This is a genomic window from Kordia algicida OT-1, assembly GCF_000154725.1.
GTDB classification, from domain to species: domain Bacteria; phylum Bacteroidota; class Bacteroidia; order Flavobacteriales; family Flavobacteriaceae; genus Kordia; species Kordia algicida.
Genome location: NZ_DS544873.1, coordinates 4,741,465 through 4,760,005 on the forward strand (window position 1 = coordinate 4,741,465; position 18,541 = coordinate 4,760,005).

Annotated in this window: 9 protein-coding genes, 2 tRNA genes and 1 pseudogene; 3 read left to right on the plus strand and 9 right to left on the minus strand. The window is 33.0% G+C overall.

The features are described from left to right. Positions 1–125 precede the first annotated feature (125 nt). Complete coding sequence (locus KAOT1_RS20385) at positions 126–3,014, plus strand: NACHT domain-containing protein (protein ID WP_007096800.1); 2,889 nt, start codon at positions 126–128, stop codon at positions 3,012–3,014. A gap of 4 nt (positions 3,015–3,018) precedes the next feature. Here the strand turns inward: KAOT1_RS20385 and KAOT1_RS20390 are convergent, their stop codons facing one another. Continuing rightward, complete coding sequence (locus KAOT1_RS20390) at positions 3,019–9,120, minus strand: alpha-2-macroglobulin family protein (RefSeq protein ID WP_040559744.1); 6,102 nt, start codon at positions 9,118–9,120, stop codon at positions 3,019–3,021. Between the two features lie 238 nt (positions 9,121–9,358). Between KAOT1_RS20390 and KAOT1_RS20395 the strand changes: the two genes are divergently transcribed. Next, positions 9,359–10,312, plus strand: coding sequence for a tetratricopeptide repeat protein (locus tag KAOT1_RS20395; protein ID WP_040560195.1), 954 nt, complete (start codon positions 9,359–9,361; stop codon positions 10,310–10,312). 262 nt (positions 10,313–10,574) lie between these two features. Then, positions 10,575–11,750 carry a BamA/TamA family outer membrane protein gene (locus tag KAOT1_RS20400; RefSeq protein ID WP_007096803.1) on the plus strand — a complete coding sequence of 392 codons (1,176 nt, stop codon included), beginning with the start codon at positions 10,575–10,577 and terminating at the stop codon, positions 11,748–11,750. A 60-nt stretch (positions 11,751–11,810) separates the two neighbouring features. Here KAOT1_RS20400 and KAOT1_RS20405 read toward each other — a convergent pair whose 3' ends face one another. From KAOT1_RS20405 to KAOT1_RS20435, 8 genes and pseudogenes are all read right to left on the minus strand, one after another. Then, positions 11,811–12,329, minus strand: a complete 519-nt coding sequence (locus KAOT1_RS20405; RefSeq protein ID WP_007096804.1) for a hypothetical protein — start codon at positions 12,327–12,329, stop codon at positions 11,811–11,813. Positions 12,330–12,435: 106 nt separating this feature from the next. After that, positions 12,436–12,508 (minus strand) — tRNA-Ser (locus KAOT1_RS20410). Between the two features lie 3 nt (positions 12,509–12,511). Beyond that, positions 12,512–12,584 (minus strand) — tRNA-Glu (locus tag KAOT1_RS20415). Continuing rightward, the gene (locus tag KAOT1_RS22180; RefSeq protein ID WP_050765329.1) at positions 12,564–13,886 is read right to left on the minus strand and encodes a hypothetical protein; all 1,323 of its coding nucleotides are present in this window, start codon (positions 13,884–13,886) and stop codon (positions 12,564–12,566) included. The genes KAOT1_RS20415 and KAOT1_RS22180 overlap by 21 nt, the downstream gene beginning before the upstream one ends. Before the next feature lie 325 nt (positions 13,887–14,211). After that, on the minus strand, positions 14,212–14,571 hold the full coding sequence (locus tag KAOT1_RS20420) for a lipocalin-like domain-containing protein (protein WP_007096806.1): 360 nt from the start codon (positions 14,569–14,571) through the stop codon (positions 14,212–14,214). A gap of 107 nt (positions 14,572–14,678) precedes the next feature. Then, positions 14,679–16,259: pseudogene (locus KAOT1_RS23605) on the minus strand (alkaline phosphatase family protein). Between the two features lie 133 nt (positions 16,260–16,392). Further along, complete coding sequence (locus KAOT1_RS20430) at positions 16,393–17,181, minus strand: alpha-ketoglutarate-dependent dioxygenase AlkB (protein ID WP_007096810.1); 789 nt, start codon at positions 17,179–17,181, stop codon at positions 16,393–16,395. Beyond that, complete coding sequence (locus KAOT1_RS20435) at positions 17,181–18,395, minus strand: hypothetical protein (protein ID WP_007096811.1); 1,215 nt, start codon at positions 18,393–18,395, stop codon at positions 17,181–17,183. Before KAOT1_RS20435 ends, KAOT1_RS20430 begins: the two co-directional genes overlap by 1 nt. Between the last annotated feature and the right edge of the window lie 146 nt (positions 18,396–18,541).

Here is an 18,541-nt window from a genome sequence, read left to right on the forward strand (position 1 = left end):
GAATTTGTTTTTCAAAAATAGTATAAAAACATAACTATCAAGAAGCACTTTAAAAACAAAAACAGTTTGAAAGTAAGTTTATTTTGGTATTTTTATAAGAATTTACGTTTAAACAGAAAAGTATCATGATTGAAACTATAGGATTAATAACAGTAGGGACTTGGTTAGGTAATAAACTTTTAGGCAAAGGTTTTGATAAAATCTATTCCAAAGTTACCTCTAAAAGTTTCAATGCTAAATTTTATAAGAAAGTAGATGCGGCCGCAAAAAAGTTACAGGAAATATATCCAAAAGTACTTGGTGGGAATATAGAATACTTCTTTAAAAATCAGGATGTTTTTAATGAGTTAATGAAACTCTTATTTATAAATTCAAAAGTTAGTTATGAGCTTATAGAAGAGAAGTTTGACATGGAAACTCTTCCTAAGGACTTTATATTGGATTTTGTGAAATTACTAAAAGAAGAACTTTATTTAGATGACTATTTTAAAGATTTACTAGCAAACAAAGAAATTTATTTAATTGTAGTTGGAATATCTAATGATATTAAAGATATCAAAGCAGTCTCTTTATTATCTCACAAAGAAATTAAAAGTATTCAAAAACTGCTACGGGCTAAAATTCATGATACCTTTTCTATAAGTACTTTTCTGAAAAATTATAAAAAATTTCTAGAAAATAATTTTTCTCAATTGAATTTTATCGGATTAGGACTTGAATCAAATATTAATAAAGGAAAACGGAAAAAATTGAAAGACTTATTTGTTAAGCCTACATTTTCTATCGCGATTAATAAATTGAATCAAGAATTTATTTTAAATACTGTTCCTGATATACAAAAAAATGAGTTTGTTACTCTTAGGCAAATATTTAATTTTAATAAAAACCTTGTAATTATTGGAAATCCAGGTAGTGGTAAATCTATATTGACAAAATTTATTGCGCTTAAAATCTTTAAGAAAGATAAATCAGTTTTTGAAACAGAGTCAATTTTTGATAGGATACCATTTCGTGTTGAGTTACGAAAGTTTCATGCTTTCAAGAAGGAGTATAATAAAGGATTGATAAAATATTTAAAATCTCTATTAGAAATTGAATATAGTCTTGACAATATCACAGATGATAATATTGAAAGTATTCTCTTAAATCAACAAACAATGATGATATTTGATGGCTTAGATGAGATTTTTGACTTAAATGATAAGATTTCAATTCGAAATGATATTCAAAATTTTATAGATAAATACGAAAATTCTAGAGTTGTTGTTACATCAAGAATTATTGGTTATAGTGACGCGTCATTTCAAGAAGATTCGATGATTCAACTTTCAATTAATGACTTTGATAATGACCAAATAGAAGAATATGTGAAAAATTGGTATTCTATTGAAGAAGAAGATCAAGACATACGTGAAAGAGAAATAGAAGATTTATTATCCAAACGAAATCTGATAGATGATGAATTGATATCCAATCCATTATTACTTTCTTTAATAGTAATTTTATATAGGAATAATTTAAAAGTTCCTGAATCAAAATTAGAAATTTATCAATCATGCACTAAAACTTTGGTTGACAAATGGGATCATAGTAAAGAAATGGAGATAAACTTAAGTCAAGAAATTTACAAAAGAAAAGATACCATTTTTGCTGACTTAGCTTATTGGCAGTATAAAGAATTAAGTACAGAAGATGGAAAAGTAACTTATCAACGGGCAAAAAACACAGTAGCAAAAACTTTGGTAGAAAAATTGAAGATATCTGATGAATTTACGACTGATAGTGAATCGGAAGATTTCTTAACTTACGCTCAAAAGCGGTCATTATATTTTGATAATAACTTTACACACAAGACTTTCCTAGAATATTATACAGCTTATTGGATTTTCACAAATATTGAAAAGAAACATAAGAAAGATGAGAGAAATGATTTAATATCTGAGTATATTATAAACCCATATTGGCATATTGTATTAGAATTATTACTCAATATGATTGATAAAGATCAAGCTGATAATGAGATAATGGATGATTTAATTAATTACCAATTGGAAAAAAATAAAATATCTTCTGTTTTTTTCTTGCAAATATTTAGTACTGTTCAAAATGTTAGTTTACAGGTTTTTAAGAATGTGTTTGATGTGTTTTTACACGTGTATTTGGATAAAAAAAGTACTCAAAATTATAAAAATGGAGTAAAATATGATAGGGAAATGAGAGCTTATTTTGTCATTACAGAGAAACTTTTTTTAGAAAAAACATTTAGAAAAATAATTTCAGAATCTATTTTTGATTTATTGAAAAGTAAAACTAATATAAGTAAACTGTTATTAAGCTTGTATTTAGAATTAAAAACTTCGGAAATAGATGAAAGTAATATAGATTCCAATGATATAAAGATAAAGTGTAATTTCATTAGTTCTTGCAATGAAGAGCTATTTGAAATGACTCCATTGATATATGTAATGAAAGAGTTTATTACAAATGAATTAAGTATACATAGTAACCCTATTCCATTTGCCTCAAAGATTTTAGAAAAGTTTGATAAAACAACTCTTGATTATTCTTTGAAGGCTGAGTTTGCAAATTTCAGATATTTACCTTTACAAGTGATTTTTTTAAAAACGGTATTATTTAGTGATGATATACGATTACTTAAAAAGTATTTATTTTTTTGTGAGAAAAACAATATTGAATTGACAAATTTAGTCAATCATGTATTTTCAAGATTATTTTTTATAGAAAAAGATTTTAAATTTCAAAATCTTATTGAAAATTTCAAAAATTTAAATGATAATAGTTATTTTCATTTATTATTAGTAGCCATCTATCAAATTCGTATGTATAGTGTGTATGAGGAAAATCATAACTTGGATTTATCCCTTTTAAATGATTTAAATTTAGATGATGATAGTTTAAAAAAAATATACTTCATTTTAGATAAGCAAAATATGACAAAAGAACTAAGGCAATTTTTGATAAAAGAATGTAATTTAGAGAATCAAAAATCGTAAATCCCTAATCCACTTTCACACGAACACCTTCACTATGACTGCTAAATTCTGGTGCGTACATGCTTTGAATCGTAGAAATTCCATTGGAGAAATCCCCAGCATTATTGACACGTAAATCGTATTCAAATACAAAAACTCCTTTTGGTAAATAGTCAAAAAAGAAATTTGTACTCGCATCTTTTGTACTTTCATAATACCCCAAACCATCTTGCCATTTGTATTGCGACAATACGTTAATTGGTTCTAAACCAGCCGCGCGCATGTCTTTCATATGCACAAATTCCATTGGTCGGTCGTTTCGTAACTCAATGCGTACACGAACCAAATCGCCCACTTCAAGTTTAGTATTTTCGTCAATTTCTGTGATAATTTCACCAGTAGCATCATACGTACGTTTGAACAATTTTTTGCTCAATTTTAAAGACGTTTCCGCAGTGGTAATTTTATCCAAATCTTCAAAATATTGCCAGTACAATCCGCCCCAAGCAATGCCTTTTCCTTTTTTTGTTAGTGTAACTTTTGCCATTTCTGGTTTCACTTCGTTTCCATTCCAAGATTTCTTAAAATATCCTGTGCCAGCTTCTACTTTTACAGCTTCCAAATCGGCAGGTGTAATTTTCTGATCGCATACAGTTACCTCAACCATGTCCGTAACTGAAAGCCAGTCGCTTCCTTGTAATAATAACGCGTACACCGCTTCCGTTGTTGATTTTGTGGTAGACCAACGATTGGTTTGTTTGTGCTTTAACAACCATATTTTTAAATTATCTACCGTAGTGACATCGTTTGAAATTTCAGAAAAAGCTTCAATCATCAATGCCTGCGTTTCAATTGGCGCTTGATACCAATACCAAGAAGCCGTATTTTCTTTCCAATACATACCCAATTCGTCACTCGTAATACTATTTTCTTCTAACGAACGTAAAATTGCCGTTGCCGTTTTTGGATGATTCATTCGGTGTGAAACCATCGCCATCAAACCTTTTGCATACAAACGACGACTAAGCCAATAGTTATCTATTTGATCTAAATAATAGTCAGAAATCGTAGTAACTTCTTTTGATTTTGGAATTTCAGGGAAAAAGCTTCGCATGTATAAATAATGCAGTTGTGAATACGACAAATGATCTTTAGATAAGTCTGCTTTCTTATTGTATTTGCGAATATCCTTGTATTCTTTTATAAATTCAGCATCAAGATAACGCATTGCTTTTTGAATGATTTTTGTGGTTTCTTTGTCATTCACGGAAACATTTAATTTCTGTAAATGTCCCAAACCTGTAATGATGTGTTGTGTGACGAATCGGTTTGCGCGTCCGCCTTTAAACCAAGGAAATCCACCAGAAGATAATTGCATTTGAGTTAACTTCTGAATGCTTTTAGATTGCTCATTTTTCATGCGATTGAGATCGAAAAGTAACGCAATTCGTTTTTTCTGTTCCGTTTCAGATAGTGCGTCGCGAACCCAAGGCGTTTCTTGAATAATCAATGATTTTAATTCCTGATTCTTCTCTAAATTACTCAACAAAGCATCAGAAGATTTCCACTGATTGAATACTTCTTGAATTCTCGGATTGCTATTCGCAATGTGACTCGCTAGCGAATTCGCGTAATAACGAGCAAAAGTTTGTTCTGCACATTCATACGGATATTCCATTAAATACGGCAACGCTTGCACTGCATACCACGCAGGATTGGACGTAATTTCTAAACTTAGTTTGTGGTGCTCCAAACTTGATGATGCATTGGCAGATCCAGTCGAAGCGAGTTTATCTAACGTAAACGTTTTGGTTTCGTCGGAACGAATCCACATTGGCAACGTTTCTGTCACCAACATTCTGTTAGACAATACAGGAAGTGCACTTTGTTCTCCATCACTAAATTCGCCAGCTTTTGCTGTAATGGTATATTGAACAGCCTGAATTCCTTTTGGAATGTACAATAACCATGAAACTTGCGTGTTTCCGTTGGCTGTTACCGAAAATGATTGTTTGGGAGTTCCTGTGCGCGGAAATAATGCGGGATTGATATCGTTTCCTGTCATAGGATCAATAAGTTGTAACATGGCAGTTCCACTTATATTTTTATCAGAAAGATTTGATATTTTACTACTAATGACAATTTCATCACCTTCACGCAAAAAACGTGGTACATTTGGCAATATCATCAACTCTTTTTGTGTCACTGTTGAGAGCGTTTCTGTTGCGCTATTCAAGTCTTTGGTATGTGCTAACAGTTGTAAATTCCATTTGGTTAAGGCTTCTGGAGTAGTGAATGTAAACGAAACATTTCCGTCGGCATCTGTTTGTAATTGTGGAAAGAAAAATGTGGTTTCTTGCAGATTTTTTCGAGGAACTACAGTTTCTATTTCTTTTTTTGTCACTTTTTCTTTTTGATATACGTTTCCTCTGTAAGTGTTAAAATCATCACCATCACCATCTCCAAGCGATTCTTCTTCGGCGTCGTTAACATAACCACGACCAGCATTGCTGAAAGCCAATACGCTTCCAGATCCTTCAACGTCATCCATTACAGGTGCAGCCATTCGTTTTTCACTTACACTATTTGCTTCAAGAGCCATTTTTTTAAAGCGTACTCGTGAACGTTGGTAAAAATAGAGTCCGAACCAATTTAAACGATCGTAGGATTGGTAGTGGTATTCTTTGTCTATAGTTTCGTAAGCATTGAATCTTGTTGTTCCAAAACTTCGGTTGGCGTTGATGTTGATGTAACTGTAATATTGTGGTCTGTTGAATGGAGAAAATTGCCAATTGTGTTCTCTGAATTCATCCAAAGACGCATCGTACATGCTCGAAAGCATTTCTGCGGCTACTTTTTCGCCTTTTGGACCTTTGATGCGGAAACTCCAAGTTTCTTCTTGTGCAGGTTTTAGTTTGTCTCTAAACGTGAGTGTTTCAATAGTTAATTGCGATGGCGGATAACTTACCACAACCGGAATTTGTTGCTCAATGAAACTGTTAAAAATTGTGGTAGTACAGTGAATTTTAAAACCACCTTCATCTTCTTTGTTTACAGGAATTCGGATGACTTTTTTCCCATTTTCTGTAGAAACCAAGTAAGATGCTATAAGGCGTTTGTTTTTTTCAACATCAACGGTTACTTGTAGGTTTTTGACGCCTGATAGAATGGTCAATACCACTTCTTCGTTTGGTAGATATTTATCTTTGTCAGTTAAAATTTCTACGAGTTTGTTGTCAGTTGTAGTTTTATCTTTTTTATCAAAAACAGTGGTAAATGCTATGTCTTTGATTTCATAACCGTTTTCGTCGGTTGTGGTAAGTTCGACAATGTACTTTCCGGATTCCCAACGTTTTATTTTTCCCAGAGACATTTCTGCGGAAGCGCCAGTATTAAAAGACTCACTAAAGACATTTTTGCCTTTTTTCCAAAATTTATAATCTTGTTCTTCTTTAGTATACGCTTCGTGCGGAAACAGTTCTTTAAAATCTTTTTCGGAGATAGACGTATAATCGGGAACAGGAATCTGACGTTTGCGCAATACACGATCGGGCGCTTGTAGTTTGTGAATGGTAATGGTTCCTTTGGCAGGAACTTTTTCGCCATTTAAGTTTTTCGTGATAATTTTAAGTTGCTGATTTTTTTCGGAAACATCTAGTTTTTGAGGAACAACTACGCTTGCTTTTAGACTGTGATACCCAACACGTACAATGGTTGAGGTGCTTCGCGTTTCACCGTTGATATCTGTGATATCTGCCGAAATTTCATAGTCAAATACAGGTAATAATTTTTTATCTACACTAGCATCTGGAATGGCTTTAAAGGAAATTTTAAAGTTTCCAGTAGCGTCTGTAGTCGTTTCTCCGTTGGTAATTTGTTGCGATTTTGTATTGATATACGGTCTTCTCCAATATACCCAACTTGGATAACGCGGCGTACGTTTTACAGAATAAATTACTTTGGCATCTGAGATTACACTTCCAGCAAAAGCTTTAGCGTTTCCTTTGGTAATTACGCTGTCGTTGATGGCAAATGTTTCAGAAATTGGTAAGAATTCTGCTGAAAATTTTGGGCGTTTGTATTCTTCCACAGAAAAGTTTGTACTTCCTAAATTTCGCCCAGTTTGTCGGATGGTAATTGAGTAATTTCCTGTGAGTCCGTTATTTGGTAAAACAAATTCTCCTTTTATGGAACCGTATTCATTTGTTGTAAGTGTGATTGTTTTTACTTCTTGATAGTTGGCATCTCGTAAAAATACGTCTACTTTTTCGTTAGTGAGAATTGTAGAAGTTGTTCCATCTCTGCGCAATAGAATTCCTTTGAAATGTACAATTTGTGCAGGTCTGTAAATACTTCTGTCAGTGAACAAAAAGCCAACATTGATAGGTTTATCTTCGCCAAAACTACGATTGGATATGTAGAAGTTGCCAAAATGTGCGGTGTCTTTTTTTGTGGCAATGGTAACATTGATATCGCTCATACGATAACTACGCTCACTTTCTAGCGTGATGCTTCCCGTATTGTCTGTAGTAAGTGTTTTGCTTCTGGATTTTCTTTCGTAACCAAGGTCGTAATCTATATGCACATTTTGATTCACAATTGGTGTTCCGTCAGTTCGGTTGACTACTTGAAAGATGTAATGCGAAGGTGTTTTTTTGTGAATGAGTGCAAAATCAGTCACTTGAATCACATCAACAGCAAGAAAATCATTGTTTATTTTATCGTCTAATGAAGCGGTAATGATGTAAAAGCCGTTTTCCAGTGGCGGTGCTGCAATTTCCGTTCTATGAAATTGATAATCGTTTTCGGTAGGTAAAGTAGCATTCCAAACCTTGGCTTTTGGTAATTTGTTCAACATCGCTGTGCGTTGGTCTTTATCGTACAACTTTTCGTATTGTTCTTTTTGTTTATATGTTAGTTTATACGCCGTAAAATGTAGTTTTTCTACGTTTCTGTAGCGAATAGAAAGCAACGAATGTTTGCCAACTGGAATGACTTCTTCCGTGGTGATTTCAATGGTTTTCTTTGTGATTTCAATTTTAATGTTTTTCGCTTGTTTGGCAGCAAAACTGTTTGGATATTTTGAAATGACCATGTCGCAATATGCAATTGCTTTTTGGTAATGCCATTGGTATTTTTCTTCTTTATTAGCTTCATATTTTGCACCTAAAAATCGATGCTCTGAAGCCGATTCTACATAGTACATTGCTGTGTACGGATGCGAAATATGTGTAGTTGCCTCATTTTGATATGCCTGAATTAGTTTCTTTTTGACATCATCAAAAGTGGCTTTTTGTGCTACGTATTCTAAACGTTTGATGTTGATGTCGATTAGTGCTTCTGGCGAACGATCTTTAAGGTGAAAACGCACCAAATCTTGATAGAGTTTCAGTGCTTTAAATTGAAGCGAAAACGGATCGTTGCTTGTTAGTTTTAAGTTGACAAAAAGTTCAGCATTACATAAATATTCATCATTGTCTATTTCAAATGTATCTGCAGGTCTGTTGATGGAATTTTCAGGCGATTTGTAAAAGTCTAATGCGGCATGCGCTAAAAAGTCATAAACTGTTGGGCGAAACTTTTTAGAATTTTTTTCTGTAATAAGAATGGCATCAAATTTACTTAAATCGAGTTTTTGTAATTGTGTGCTGTTTTCAAGAGAAGCATCAAAATAAAAAGAAACTTCCTTGAATAAGGTTTCCAAATCCCACGTTCTAAAATCGTTGGTGTCAACTTTTTGAGCAGTTTCTGTTCGATTGTAAAATTTATAGCGATTGTTTTTAAAATATTGCCAATATAAATTCGCTAAAATACTTTGTAAGATGTTTTTTGAAGGTGCTTTTTGTACTTTTATTTCCGCTTTTAAATCTTTTATGATTGTTAATTGTGCATCTTCTTCTAGTGCAAGTTGATATTTTGCCTTGTGCAAAAATGCTTTGATAATTTGCGGATTGTTCTGATCGGTTTTCGCAAGTTTATAAATCTCGGTAACTTTTTTAAAAGCAGACTTAGTTAGTCCTTGTTTTTCAAGCTTTTCGAGTTGTTTCCAAAGATCTGTATAATTATCTTGAGCATTTGAAAATTGGCTAAATAATACGATCATAAATATAGTGAGGATGTTTTTCATTCGGTTTAAAATTTTATCACAGTGTAACAGCTTCTTTTTCGTTGCACACGAATCATTTAGTATAAAACTAAAAAATAAACTTTTACGTATGTAAAGTAAGGATTTTATAAGAAATACGGTTTATCTCTGCATTATTATTTGTGAATTAGCAAAGAGTATTCCAAAGTAATATGCTTAATACAGATGAAATACTATCTTTGGAATGATAACTGCATATGTTATTGAAAATAGAAAACGAATGAAATATTATTTTTTGGTCTTTTTGTGCCTTCCGATGTTGTTATTTAGTCAAGCAACTAAAGAAAATATTGAACAATTATTTGAACAAAAACAGTATAGCAAAGCAGAAGATATTTTGAAAACTGCTGTAAAAAATTCTCCAAATGATCCTGTACTTATTGAACTTTTGGGCGATTCGTACGGATATCAGAAAAAATGGGATGAAGCTATTGAAATCTACGAACGTCTGGTAGAAATGGACGATCATAATGCAAATTATCATTATAAATATGGTGGTGCCATGGGTATGAAAGCACTGATTGTAAATAAGTTCAGAGCTTTAGGACTTATTGGTGATATTAAACGTTCTTTTAATCGTGCCGCAGAACTCGATCCGAATCATATTGATGTGCGTTGGGCAATGGTAGAATTGTATATGCAGTTGCCTAGACTTTTGGGTGGAAGCGTGAAGAAATCGATGAAATATGCCAATGAACTTGAAAATCTTTCTAAGGTTGATGGCTATTTGGCAAAAGGATATATTTATGAATATGATGATGAACCAGAGTTGGCAGAGAAGTTCTACAAAAAAGCGATTGAAGTTGGCGGTTCGTTGACGTGTTATGACAAATTGACAAAGTTGTACGAAAAGCAAGATCAGCCATTGAAAGCGATTGCTAATATTGAAAAGTCACACAAAAAGCATCAGCGAAATGCAATGCATTATCAAATAGGAAAGGTTGCTGCCGATTATAATATACAGTTAGATAAAGGCGAGAAGTGTTTGTATTTGTACATCACGCATTACACGTCAAAAGATGGTGTTCCGTTATCGTGGGCATATTACCGTTTGGCACAAATTTTTAAACACAAAGGCAACAAGCAAAAAGCTTTGGAATGGATTGATAAAGCGTTGGCAGAAAAAGAATTGAAACCTTTTAAGGAATATAAAGAAGTGATTTTAGAGATGTAAGTATTACTCAAACATCGTAACAACGCGTGTAAGTGCTGCAGAAGTTTCCGCAATTTTTAATCGATTAACCATTCGGTAGTTTTTGCATTCTCGATTGTAACTTATTTAATATGAGTTTGTTGTGAAATATAATTGGTCATTTTTGAAAAATCTAAAAAAACGACAGAGGTATAGTTTAAGTTAACTAAATCTTTGAATGAGTTAAAACCACTAAATTCAAAAATATATATTTGCTCTTTTAAATATAAATATCTTCAATACTGTGATAACGCTACGCAACCTTAAAAAAATAAAGCATACCTTCATTTTTTTATTAATACTATTCGGATTTTCTACTTCAGTAAATGCTCAAACTTTTGATAAACTTAAAGAAATATTTACGTTTTATCCAAATAAAAAAGCGGTAGAAAGAGATTCAACGATTTACAAGCAAAAGTTTATTGTAGCGCCCGTTTTTTCATATTCTCCAGAAACGAATTTCTCTTTTGGTACAGGAGCCAAATACCTTTTCAAATTTAACGGAAGTGGTGAAGAAACAAGAGTTTCAAATATGCCAATGTCCATTCAATATACGCTGAACAATCAATTTTTCGTGTATTCAGGTTTTGAGGTATTTACCAACCAAGAAAAATGGGTAATTGAAGGAAATCTACTATTTCAAAATTATCCGAGGTTATATTACGGTATTGGAAAAGACACGCCCGATAGTGCAGAAGAACAGTATGACTATAATCAATTTCTTTTAGAGCCTATTTTTCTAAAGCGAATGTTTCATAGATACTTGTTTGTTGGAGCAGGATTTAGACTCAATCATATTTATAATACAGATTTTGAGGCTGATGGACTCATTGATAGAAACAGACCAGATGGATTCAATGGTTCTACGTCAGTTGGTGCTGAGGTTGCGATGTTATTTGACAGTAGAAGCAACATACTAAACGCTCAAGATGGTTGGTATTTTGAATTCACACACGGTGAATATTTTAAAGCATTGGGCGGAACTCATAAATTTAATCTCACACGATTTGATTTAAGACACTATTTAGACGTATCTAAAAAAAATAACGATATTCTCGCATTTCATGTGGTGGGACAATTTTCACGTGGGAATCTACCATTTTCAGAATATGCCTTTTTTGGAAGTAGTGAGATTATGCGTGGATATCAAGAAGGCCGTTTTGTAGAACGTGATTTGCTCGCGACTCAAGTAGAATATCGTAAAAACTTCAAAAATTCTCGTTGGGGAATGGTAGGATTTGTAGGAACAGGCGACGTTTACAACGATGTAAAAAGCTTTCAGTTTAAAACCTTAAAACCTAATTATGGTTTGGGCGCACGATTTATGATTGATAAATCTGAAAACTTAAATCTTAGACTCGATTGGGGATTTGGAAAAAATACCAACAATTTTTATTTTACAATTGCTGAGTCGTTTTAACGGAAAAAATATTATTGCTGAATTTAAGATTGATACATAGATTAAGAAACAACTGAAATTTTATTTATATAAGATTTTCTCAACAGTTAATTGGTCTGAAAATCCACTCAATAAACCCCAATTGGAACTAATAGGCTTTATAAAATCCCACTCAGGATCAATTCCCATAGCATCTTTTTCATCTCCTTGTACAATTACTTCATTATTTTTATAAATGAAATCAAGGCGATAATTATTTTGTGGAATGATGATTCTACCACTTTCAGACGTTTCAACAATAGCATTTCGAAGTTCAATATCATTTAAGAAAATACGATTCAATCTAAGATATGCTAGAATTTTTTGGCGAATTTCTAGTTTCGATTCTTTACAAACTATCTTAATTTGAGTTGTATTTAAATTGTCAATTTGAGTACTCCAACCATCAAAATCTTCAGCACGTTCTATTGTCGGATTTTCAGAAACTATCGGAGTTTCTACAGCAGTAGAATTCGTATTGGAAGTTGTTGTTTTAGTAGCACAACAAGAATTAAAAATCAATACAAATATCAAAAATAATGACACAGAAGTGGTTTTCATAAACTTAATTTTAAGAAACTTCAAGATATAGAAGGAATTTTTAAAACACAAATCGGGACTTTAAAAAAAGAAACACAGCTACATTTCGTAACCGTGCTTCGTTTTGGTCTGATAGTAGGGCTCGAACCTACGTCCATCCGGTAATCGAGCCGGACGCTCTACCACTGAGCTATATCAGACATATATAGGTGCAGGGCTCGAACCTGCGTCCAATCGGAGTGAGAGCCGACCGTTCTACCACTGAACTAACCTATATTTTTTACCTGAAAAGTATTTATGCTTTTTTAGTACTGTTGCCAAATACGGATTTGAAATAGTTACGCCATGTACAAGTTCGGGAGTTGGTTTAAATTTTGCAACACGCTGAACTCTTGGCGCAATCCATCCAGATTTTGTTGGATTTATATTTGCTCGTTTACAATGCCATTCAACTAATTTTTTAGTACACTTTTCTTTTCCTTGAAACACTTCCCAAGGCAATGGAATTTTATTCCAAACTTCGGTATTCGGATCCAATTGTCCACCACTTGAATAATGCCAAGCAACAACATCGCCTGCCATTAATCGTAGTACTTTTCCAAAACAAATTTCATCCAAAATATACTCCATTCCTAAAGCATAAATAATATTCATCCAATTGTCTCTTGCTTTATTCCAAGCACCAGCCGTATTGTTCCAAGTTGTTGAATCGTTTCCTCTTTGTACCACCATAGTTTCACGATTGAAATCATTTTTGTTCCAGATTTCTGCTAAGAATTCCGCAATTTCTTGCAAAGTTCCTGTCCATTTTCCTAGTAATTTTCCTTTCTGTTCATCAGAGAGTTTTGTAATTACTTTTTGACCAGAATAGATATGTGCAATTGCCCACCAATTTGCTGAATTTGCTTTACAACGATTTAATAACATTTCTGAAATTTCATCAAAAGCGCGCTCTTGACTTGTATTGGTAAATACACTTCGTAAGTTACATCTTGTGTTGTAATAGGCAATAAAACATGCCGAATTATAATCTTTTTGAAATTCAGAAAATTCAATTTTGTGTGACAAACCGTGTTTTCCTATTTTTTGGAATTCAATCTTTTTTATTTCACGATGTAATTTTGTCAACTTCTTTTCGAGTCGCTTCAACAAACGCCATTTTTTATTATAATTACGTTTGCTAAGATCTAAACCTTTTTCTTTTCGTTGTAATTTATTTAATCGATCTGATAGAAAATTATTAGCACCAACTTCCTTAAAAATGATTGGAGAAACTGCTGCGATAAACTCCTTAATTGCATCAATATTATTATAATCAATAGATTCATTAGGAGTAAGTTTAAAGATTTCGATCGTTTTTTTAACCTGCTTTTCTGCACCAACAGCAGTTGCAAATTCTTGCATCATGGACGTGTAACCCAAAAAAGTATTTTTCAGTGAACCTTTGGCAGCTTTTTCTAAAATTCTCTTTTCTTCAAAAGAAAGACGTTCTCCCAATAACTCAAGAATCATTTCTGCAACATCTTCTGGACGCTTGCGTTGTTGTAAAGTTCTGTGTAATTCTTTTAAGGTTATCATCTTTTTGTTTTTTAAATCTTCAACAAACCTAAAATGATACTGCGCATTCATTTTGCGTAGTTGTTTTTTTATCATAAAAAAAGTCCAACAGTATATTGTTGAACTTTTAAATATGACATAATAAAAACCTGTTGCGCATTTAGATAAAATTCGTCACTTCGAGTGAATTTTACGATTGAAAATGAGTAAAATTAGTATCGAGAATAGAATTTTTAATACGAAAATAAGTTCTCGATACGATTTTTCGTACCTCAAAATCACTCGAACGGACGTTTCATTGAATATTTGAGTTCTAAATGCACAACGAGTTAATAAAAGTATATTTTTATTTCTTCTTGACTAAAGTGAGAATTTCTTTTTCTCCAAAACGACTCATTACAAATTGCAACGTATCTGTGTTGAGTTTACTGATTTCAACACCAATTTCTAGTTTTCCTTTTGGTGTAGAATACAACATTCCGTTTGCAATCTTGTACACGCCAGTTTCTTCCATATTATTAATCTTTGATTGATACGTTTTATCTGCTTTAAAATTAAAATACACATTGTTATTACAAAGATCGGCTCCTGTTGATTCTGTAATCCATGTCGTGCAATTCCATTCCCCTGCAATTTTTTCATATTGCTCTGAAGTATCACAAGAGATCAACAACAGCGCGCACACAATTACTATTACTTTTTTCATATTATTTATTATTTTTTGAGTTGGTTTTTGTTCTTACTTATATCAGTGTACATGTTCAGATAAAGGTTACAAAAGCAACAGAAGTTATTCTTTAAATCATTATATACTTAATGTTGTTGAATGTATGTCGCTGCTGCTTCATCACAATGAAATTCAGGAGTTTTCTTTTGTGTCCCTGCATCTCTATTCAATTTATCAGTTATCGCATCTGCTTGTGCTCGTACAATTTGTGAAGCATGATTCGGAATTTGAACTGCTGAATTGGTTTTTGGAGCTTTGATTCCTTCCATCGGATTGTCTTTTCGTGGTTTTGACAAAGTAAGCACATCTAAGACATCTGCGGCAGCTTTATCACGTGCTGTAAGTGGTGGCAAATCGAATAAAACTTCAATAGTTTTTAACAACGAAGTATGATCGAGTGGAGTTTCACTTTTTGTACGATACACTGTTCCCGCTTCAATCCAAGGAGAAATTAACACACAAGGAACACGTACGCCAAAACGATCAAACTTAAATCCGTTTTTATTTTCAGTTGTTGCACTTGGTTGTGTTGCGCCTTCTGGCGGAGTGATATGATCGTAACAACCTCCATGTTCATCATAATTGATAACTAACAGCGTATCTTCCCAATATTTAGATTTTCGTATAGCATTGTAAATTTCTAGCATATATGCTTCTCCAGCTGCGACATCGTAATTTGGATGCTGACTATTTCCATAGCTTCCCCAAGAAGGTTCTAAAAACGTATAATCTGGCAAATGATCTCCTTTTAAAACTGTCTTGAAGTTATTAAAACTTCCAATAAAGGAATTTCTGGTATTGGATTGTCGGCTACATCTTGACAAAAGTTGTAAGTGTATGGTTTTTGTAATTTATCAGCAAAAATTCCCCCAACTACGTTTGTGATCGGACAGGTTTTTAAATATACTTTTAGCACTGTACGATTTAATTTCGTCATACAAATGTCCTTCAGAAGTTGCCATATGCATAAAAGCTCTATTGGGAAGTGTTTCTGAAGGAACCGAACAATAATAATGATCGCAAACAGCATATCCTTTTGCCAAGCCAGATAAAATAGGAAGCAGTTCAGGTGTGTATATTCCCATGATATCTTTAGGTTCTGTACCTGGAAATTTACTGACAATTTCTAAACCAGATGGTGGTGGAGAATAATGTTTATACCAATGTTTGTAATCGTCGTTTTGATAATCTTTTGAATGATCGTAATTCTTATCGTATGTTTTCTTTTTAGGTATTGTAGTAGACTTATCAGTAGTTTTTTGGGGTTTATATGGTGGATCGCCATAATATTTATTTGCAATCTTGTTTTCAAAATCACGCACAAAACCTTGATTGTTTGCAATTTTATGAGGAAACGGTTCATTTAAAGCGCCAAATAACTGAAAATTGGTATTCATATAACCTTCTCCTGGATCCATTTTTGGCATATAATACGCGTATTTGTCGTTTGGATCAATTGGAAATACTTTGATTGGATTTTTAGTACTATCAGGATTTGTTTCATTGCCCGTTAATCCTTCAAAATCATGACCAAGTGGTGATTTATTGTGATTGTCTTTGTATAAAAAACCCAGCATATGATCGAAGGAACGATTTTCAAACATGACTACAACTACATGTTTTATTTTGTTTTTCAATACGTCTTCGTGAGATTTAGAGGTTTGCATACGGTATGTTTTGAATGGTTTGGACTTTCAATGTATAGTATAATGCGCTGTAATCCAAATAAAAATGGTAAAAGAGGCGAGAATACGTAACAAGATTCAGGTAGATTTTATGTCTGATTTTCAATGTAATAAGTTACCTTTTTGGAAACATCAAATCAGCTTCACTCAACGTATAGTAAATTTCAGGATATTTAAAATCCATACTTTTATTTTCTTCTCCGCGTGTCATGTAGAAACTTCTGCGTTGTGTTTCATCTGCCAATTGCAACAATTCTCCATTAGGAAAATATGGTTTGTCGTTTTTAAACTGAATGAACGTTTTTGAAGTTCTGAAAGTAATTCCCAACCAACGATTTTCTATAGCTACAGGCTTTTTTCCTGAAACTTGCTCCAAGACAATTTTATGCTGAAATTTTGTGTTTGTGGCGCATGAAAACAATACGACAGAATTGTTTTCCAATACAAATTCAAATTCTTTGTTCGTAGTTTTATCTCTCACTTTTAGTTTGCGCAATGCATGTTTGGAAACATCATTTGGATGTTCATAACAAGAAAATAAGGCAATATATGATGTCGAATCTAAATCCAAAGATTGATCGGAATGATATTTCATTTTTTTATAAGACGCATCATAAATTTCAATCAACGCATTATTAAAAGAAACCTCATCAATCGGAATCTCATCTGTAGTTTGTATCGTATTTTGTATGCTTTCTACAATCGTATTGTGAATTGCCGAAAAATCATGCGGCGGAATCGTATATTTCGTAGTCGTTCGTACCAACGGAATTCCCAAATCACTCAATTTTACCAAATGATTCCCAAGTCTACCTTTTCCAACAGCTTCAAAAGCAACCGAAGTTGCCAATTCATCAAACAAATTGGTTTCTAATGGAAGCGAAAATTGATAAAAACCATTCATCAATAAATAGGTTTTTGGTAATCGCCACCATTCATGCTAAAATGAACTTTTCCGTACGTCACTTTACGTTCCGACACATTTTCTTCATAATACGTATCACGCAATTCAGACATGGTTTCATTTGTCATTTCTTCAAGTTTAATCAATTCGCCATTTTCTTTAATATATGTTTCATCATTCATAAAAACAGCTTCCAAATTAGAACAACGCACCACATAACCCATTCTTGTTGGAATACGCGCAATATTTAACAACGAAGGACGAATTTCATGCGTGTACAATCTATTAGTAGAAAGTGGAATGATAAAAGCAGAATTCGGATACAAAGTCACACTAAATTCTTTTTCGAGACGATCATCAATGACCGATTTTTTTAACTTAAAATGCAGTCGTGTCAAACCACTCGTTTTTCCATGACACCAATCATAGCGATCTGTTTTGGAAGGTTTTAAATGTTCAAGCTGTGTGTTGTCATAAAATGTACAAAAAGCGATCAATCCGTTTTTTGCCATATCTTTTGTCTTGTCAGAATGTGCTTTAATTTTCGCCTTGCGTTCCTTAGCTCTTTCGTCGGTATCTTTTCGATTCTCATAAATCTGCGCCAACACATGATTTAAAGAGGTTTCCTCCTCAAAAACGGTTTTTGCAGCGGCATTTAACGTACTAATAATACTGCGATCCGTCTTGCGGAAATTGTCTGTTGGTCCAGACAAATTACTAGAACAGCGTAACAAGTGGAAGTGCAATTGCTCATTCCCTTTGTTAGTCGTTTCCTTTGAAACATCACTCAAATAAATGCCCGTACGCAATGCGTTAGATTGTTTATTGGACTCTGTCAATTGTTGAAACTCGTGTTGCGATCTTATCTGATGAAAATAATCGTCATGTTCATGAAATAATTTCCTAAAATACACGCCAACTTCATGAATAATGACAGGAACTTCTCCAAGCGAAACAACCAAAGCATCTTGTAAATGTTCATAATTTTCAGAAACTTCTTTAATAATATAAAATGGTCTATTCTGGTTGTCAAGCGAAGAAAGATTACCACAGACAAAGACTTTTTGAGAAGCATCTTTAATAGCAGCGAAACCATCTACGGAAGTGCCACAAAAATGATCTAATAAATACTTTAACTCCTCAGAAGGCTCTTTATCAGTTGTAAAAGCGATTAAAACGTTGTTATGTTTTGAAATTTTATTTTCAGTGTGCATTTAATTGCGTAATTATTTTAATAATTTAACGTGAGTTCGACGTTAGGATTTTAGTTTGAAACTTTTCTTTTCCGCAGTATAGCAGGAGTTTTTCGTTAAAAATTTTCGAAACCTTGGAGAAAATTTAGAAAAATTCATGCGGTTTT

What these genes read in the sequence shown, in the direction of transcription:
- KAOT1_RS20385 (WP_007096800.1), top strand. Translation starts at nt 126, where the DNA reads ATGATTGAAACTATAGGATTAATAACAGTAGGGACTTGGTTAGGTAAT.
- KAOT1_RS20430 (WP_007096810.1), bottom strand. Translation starts at nt 17,181, where the DNA reads ATGAATGGTTTTTATCAATTTTCGCTTCCATTAGAAACCAATTTGTTT.
- KAOT1_RS20405 (WP_007096804.1), bottom strand. Translation starts at nt 12,329, where the DNA reads ATGAAAACCACTTCTGTGTCATTATTTTTGATATTTGTATTGATTTTT.
- KAOT1_RS20435 (WP_007096811.1), bottom strand. Translation starts at nt 18,395, where the DNA reads ATGCACACTGAAAATAAAATTTCAAAACATAACAACGTTTTAATCGCT.
- KAOT1_RS20420 (WP_007096806.1), bottom strand. Translation starts at nt 14,571, where the DNA reads ATGAAAAAAGTAATAGTAATTGTGTGCGCGCTGTTGTTGATCTCTTGT.
- KAOT1_RS20390 (WP_040559744.1), bottom strand. Translation starts at nt 9,120, where the DNA reads ATGAAAAACATCCTCACTATATTTATGATCGTATTATTTAGCCAATTT.
- KAOT1_RS22180 (WP_050765329.1), bottom strand. Translation starts at nt 13,886, where the DNA reads ATGATAACCTTAAAAGAATTACACAGAACTTTACAACAACGCAAGCGT.
- KAOT1_RS20395 (WP_040560195.1), top strand. Translation starts at nt 9,359, where the DNA reads ATGAAATATTATTTTTTGGTCTTTTTGTGCCTTCCGATGTTGTTATTT.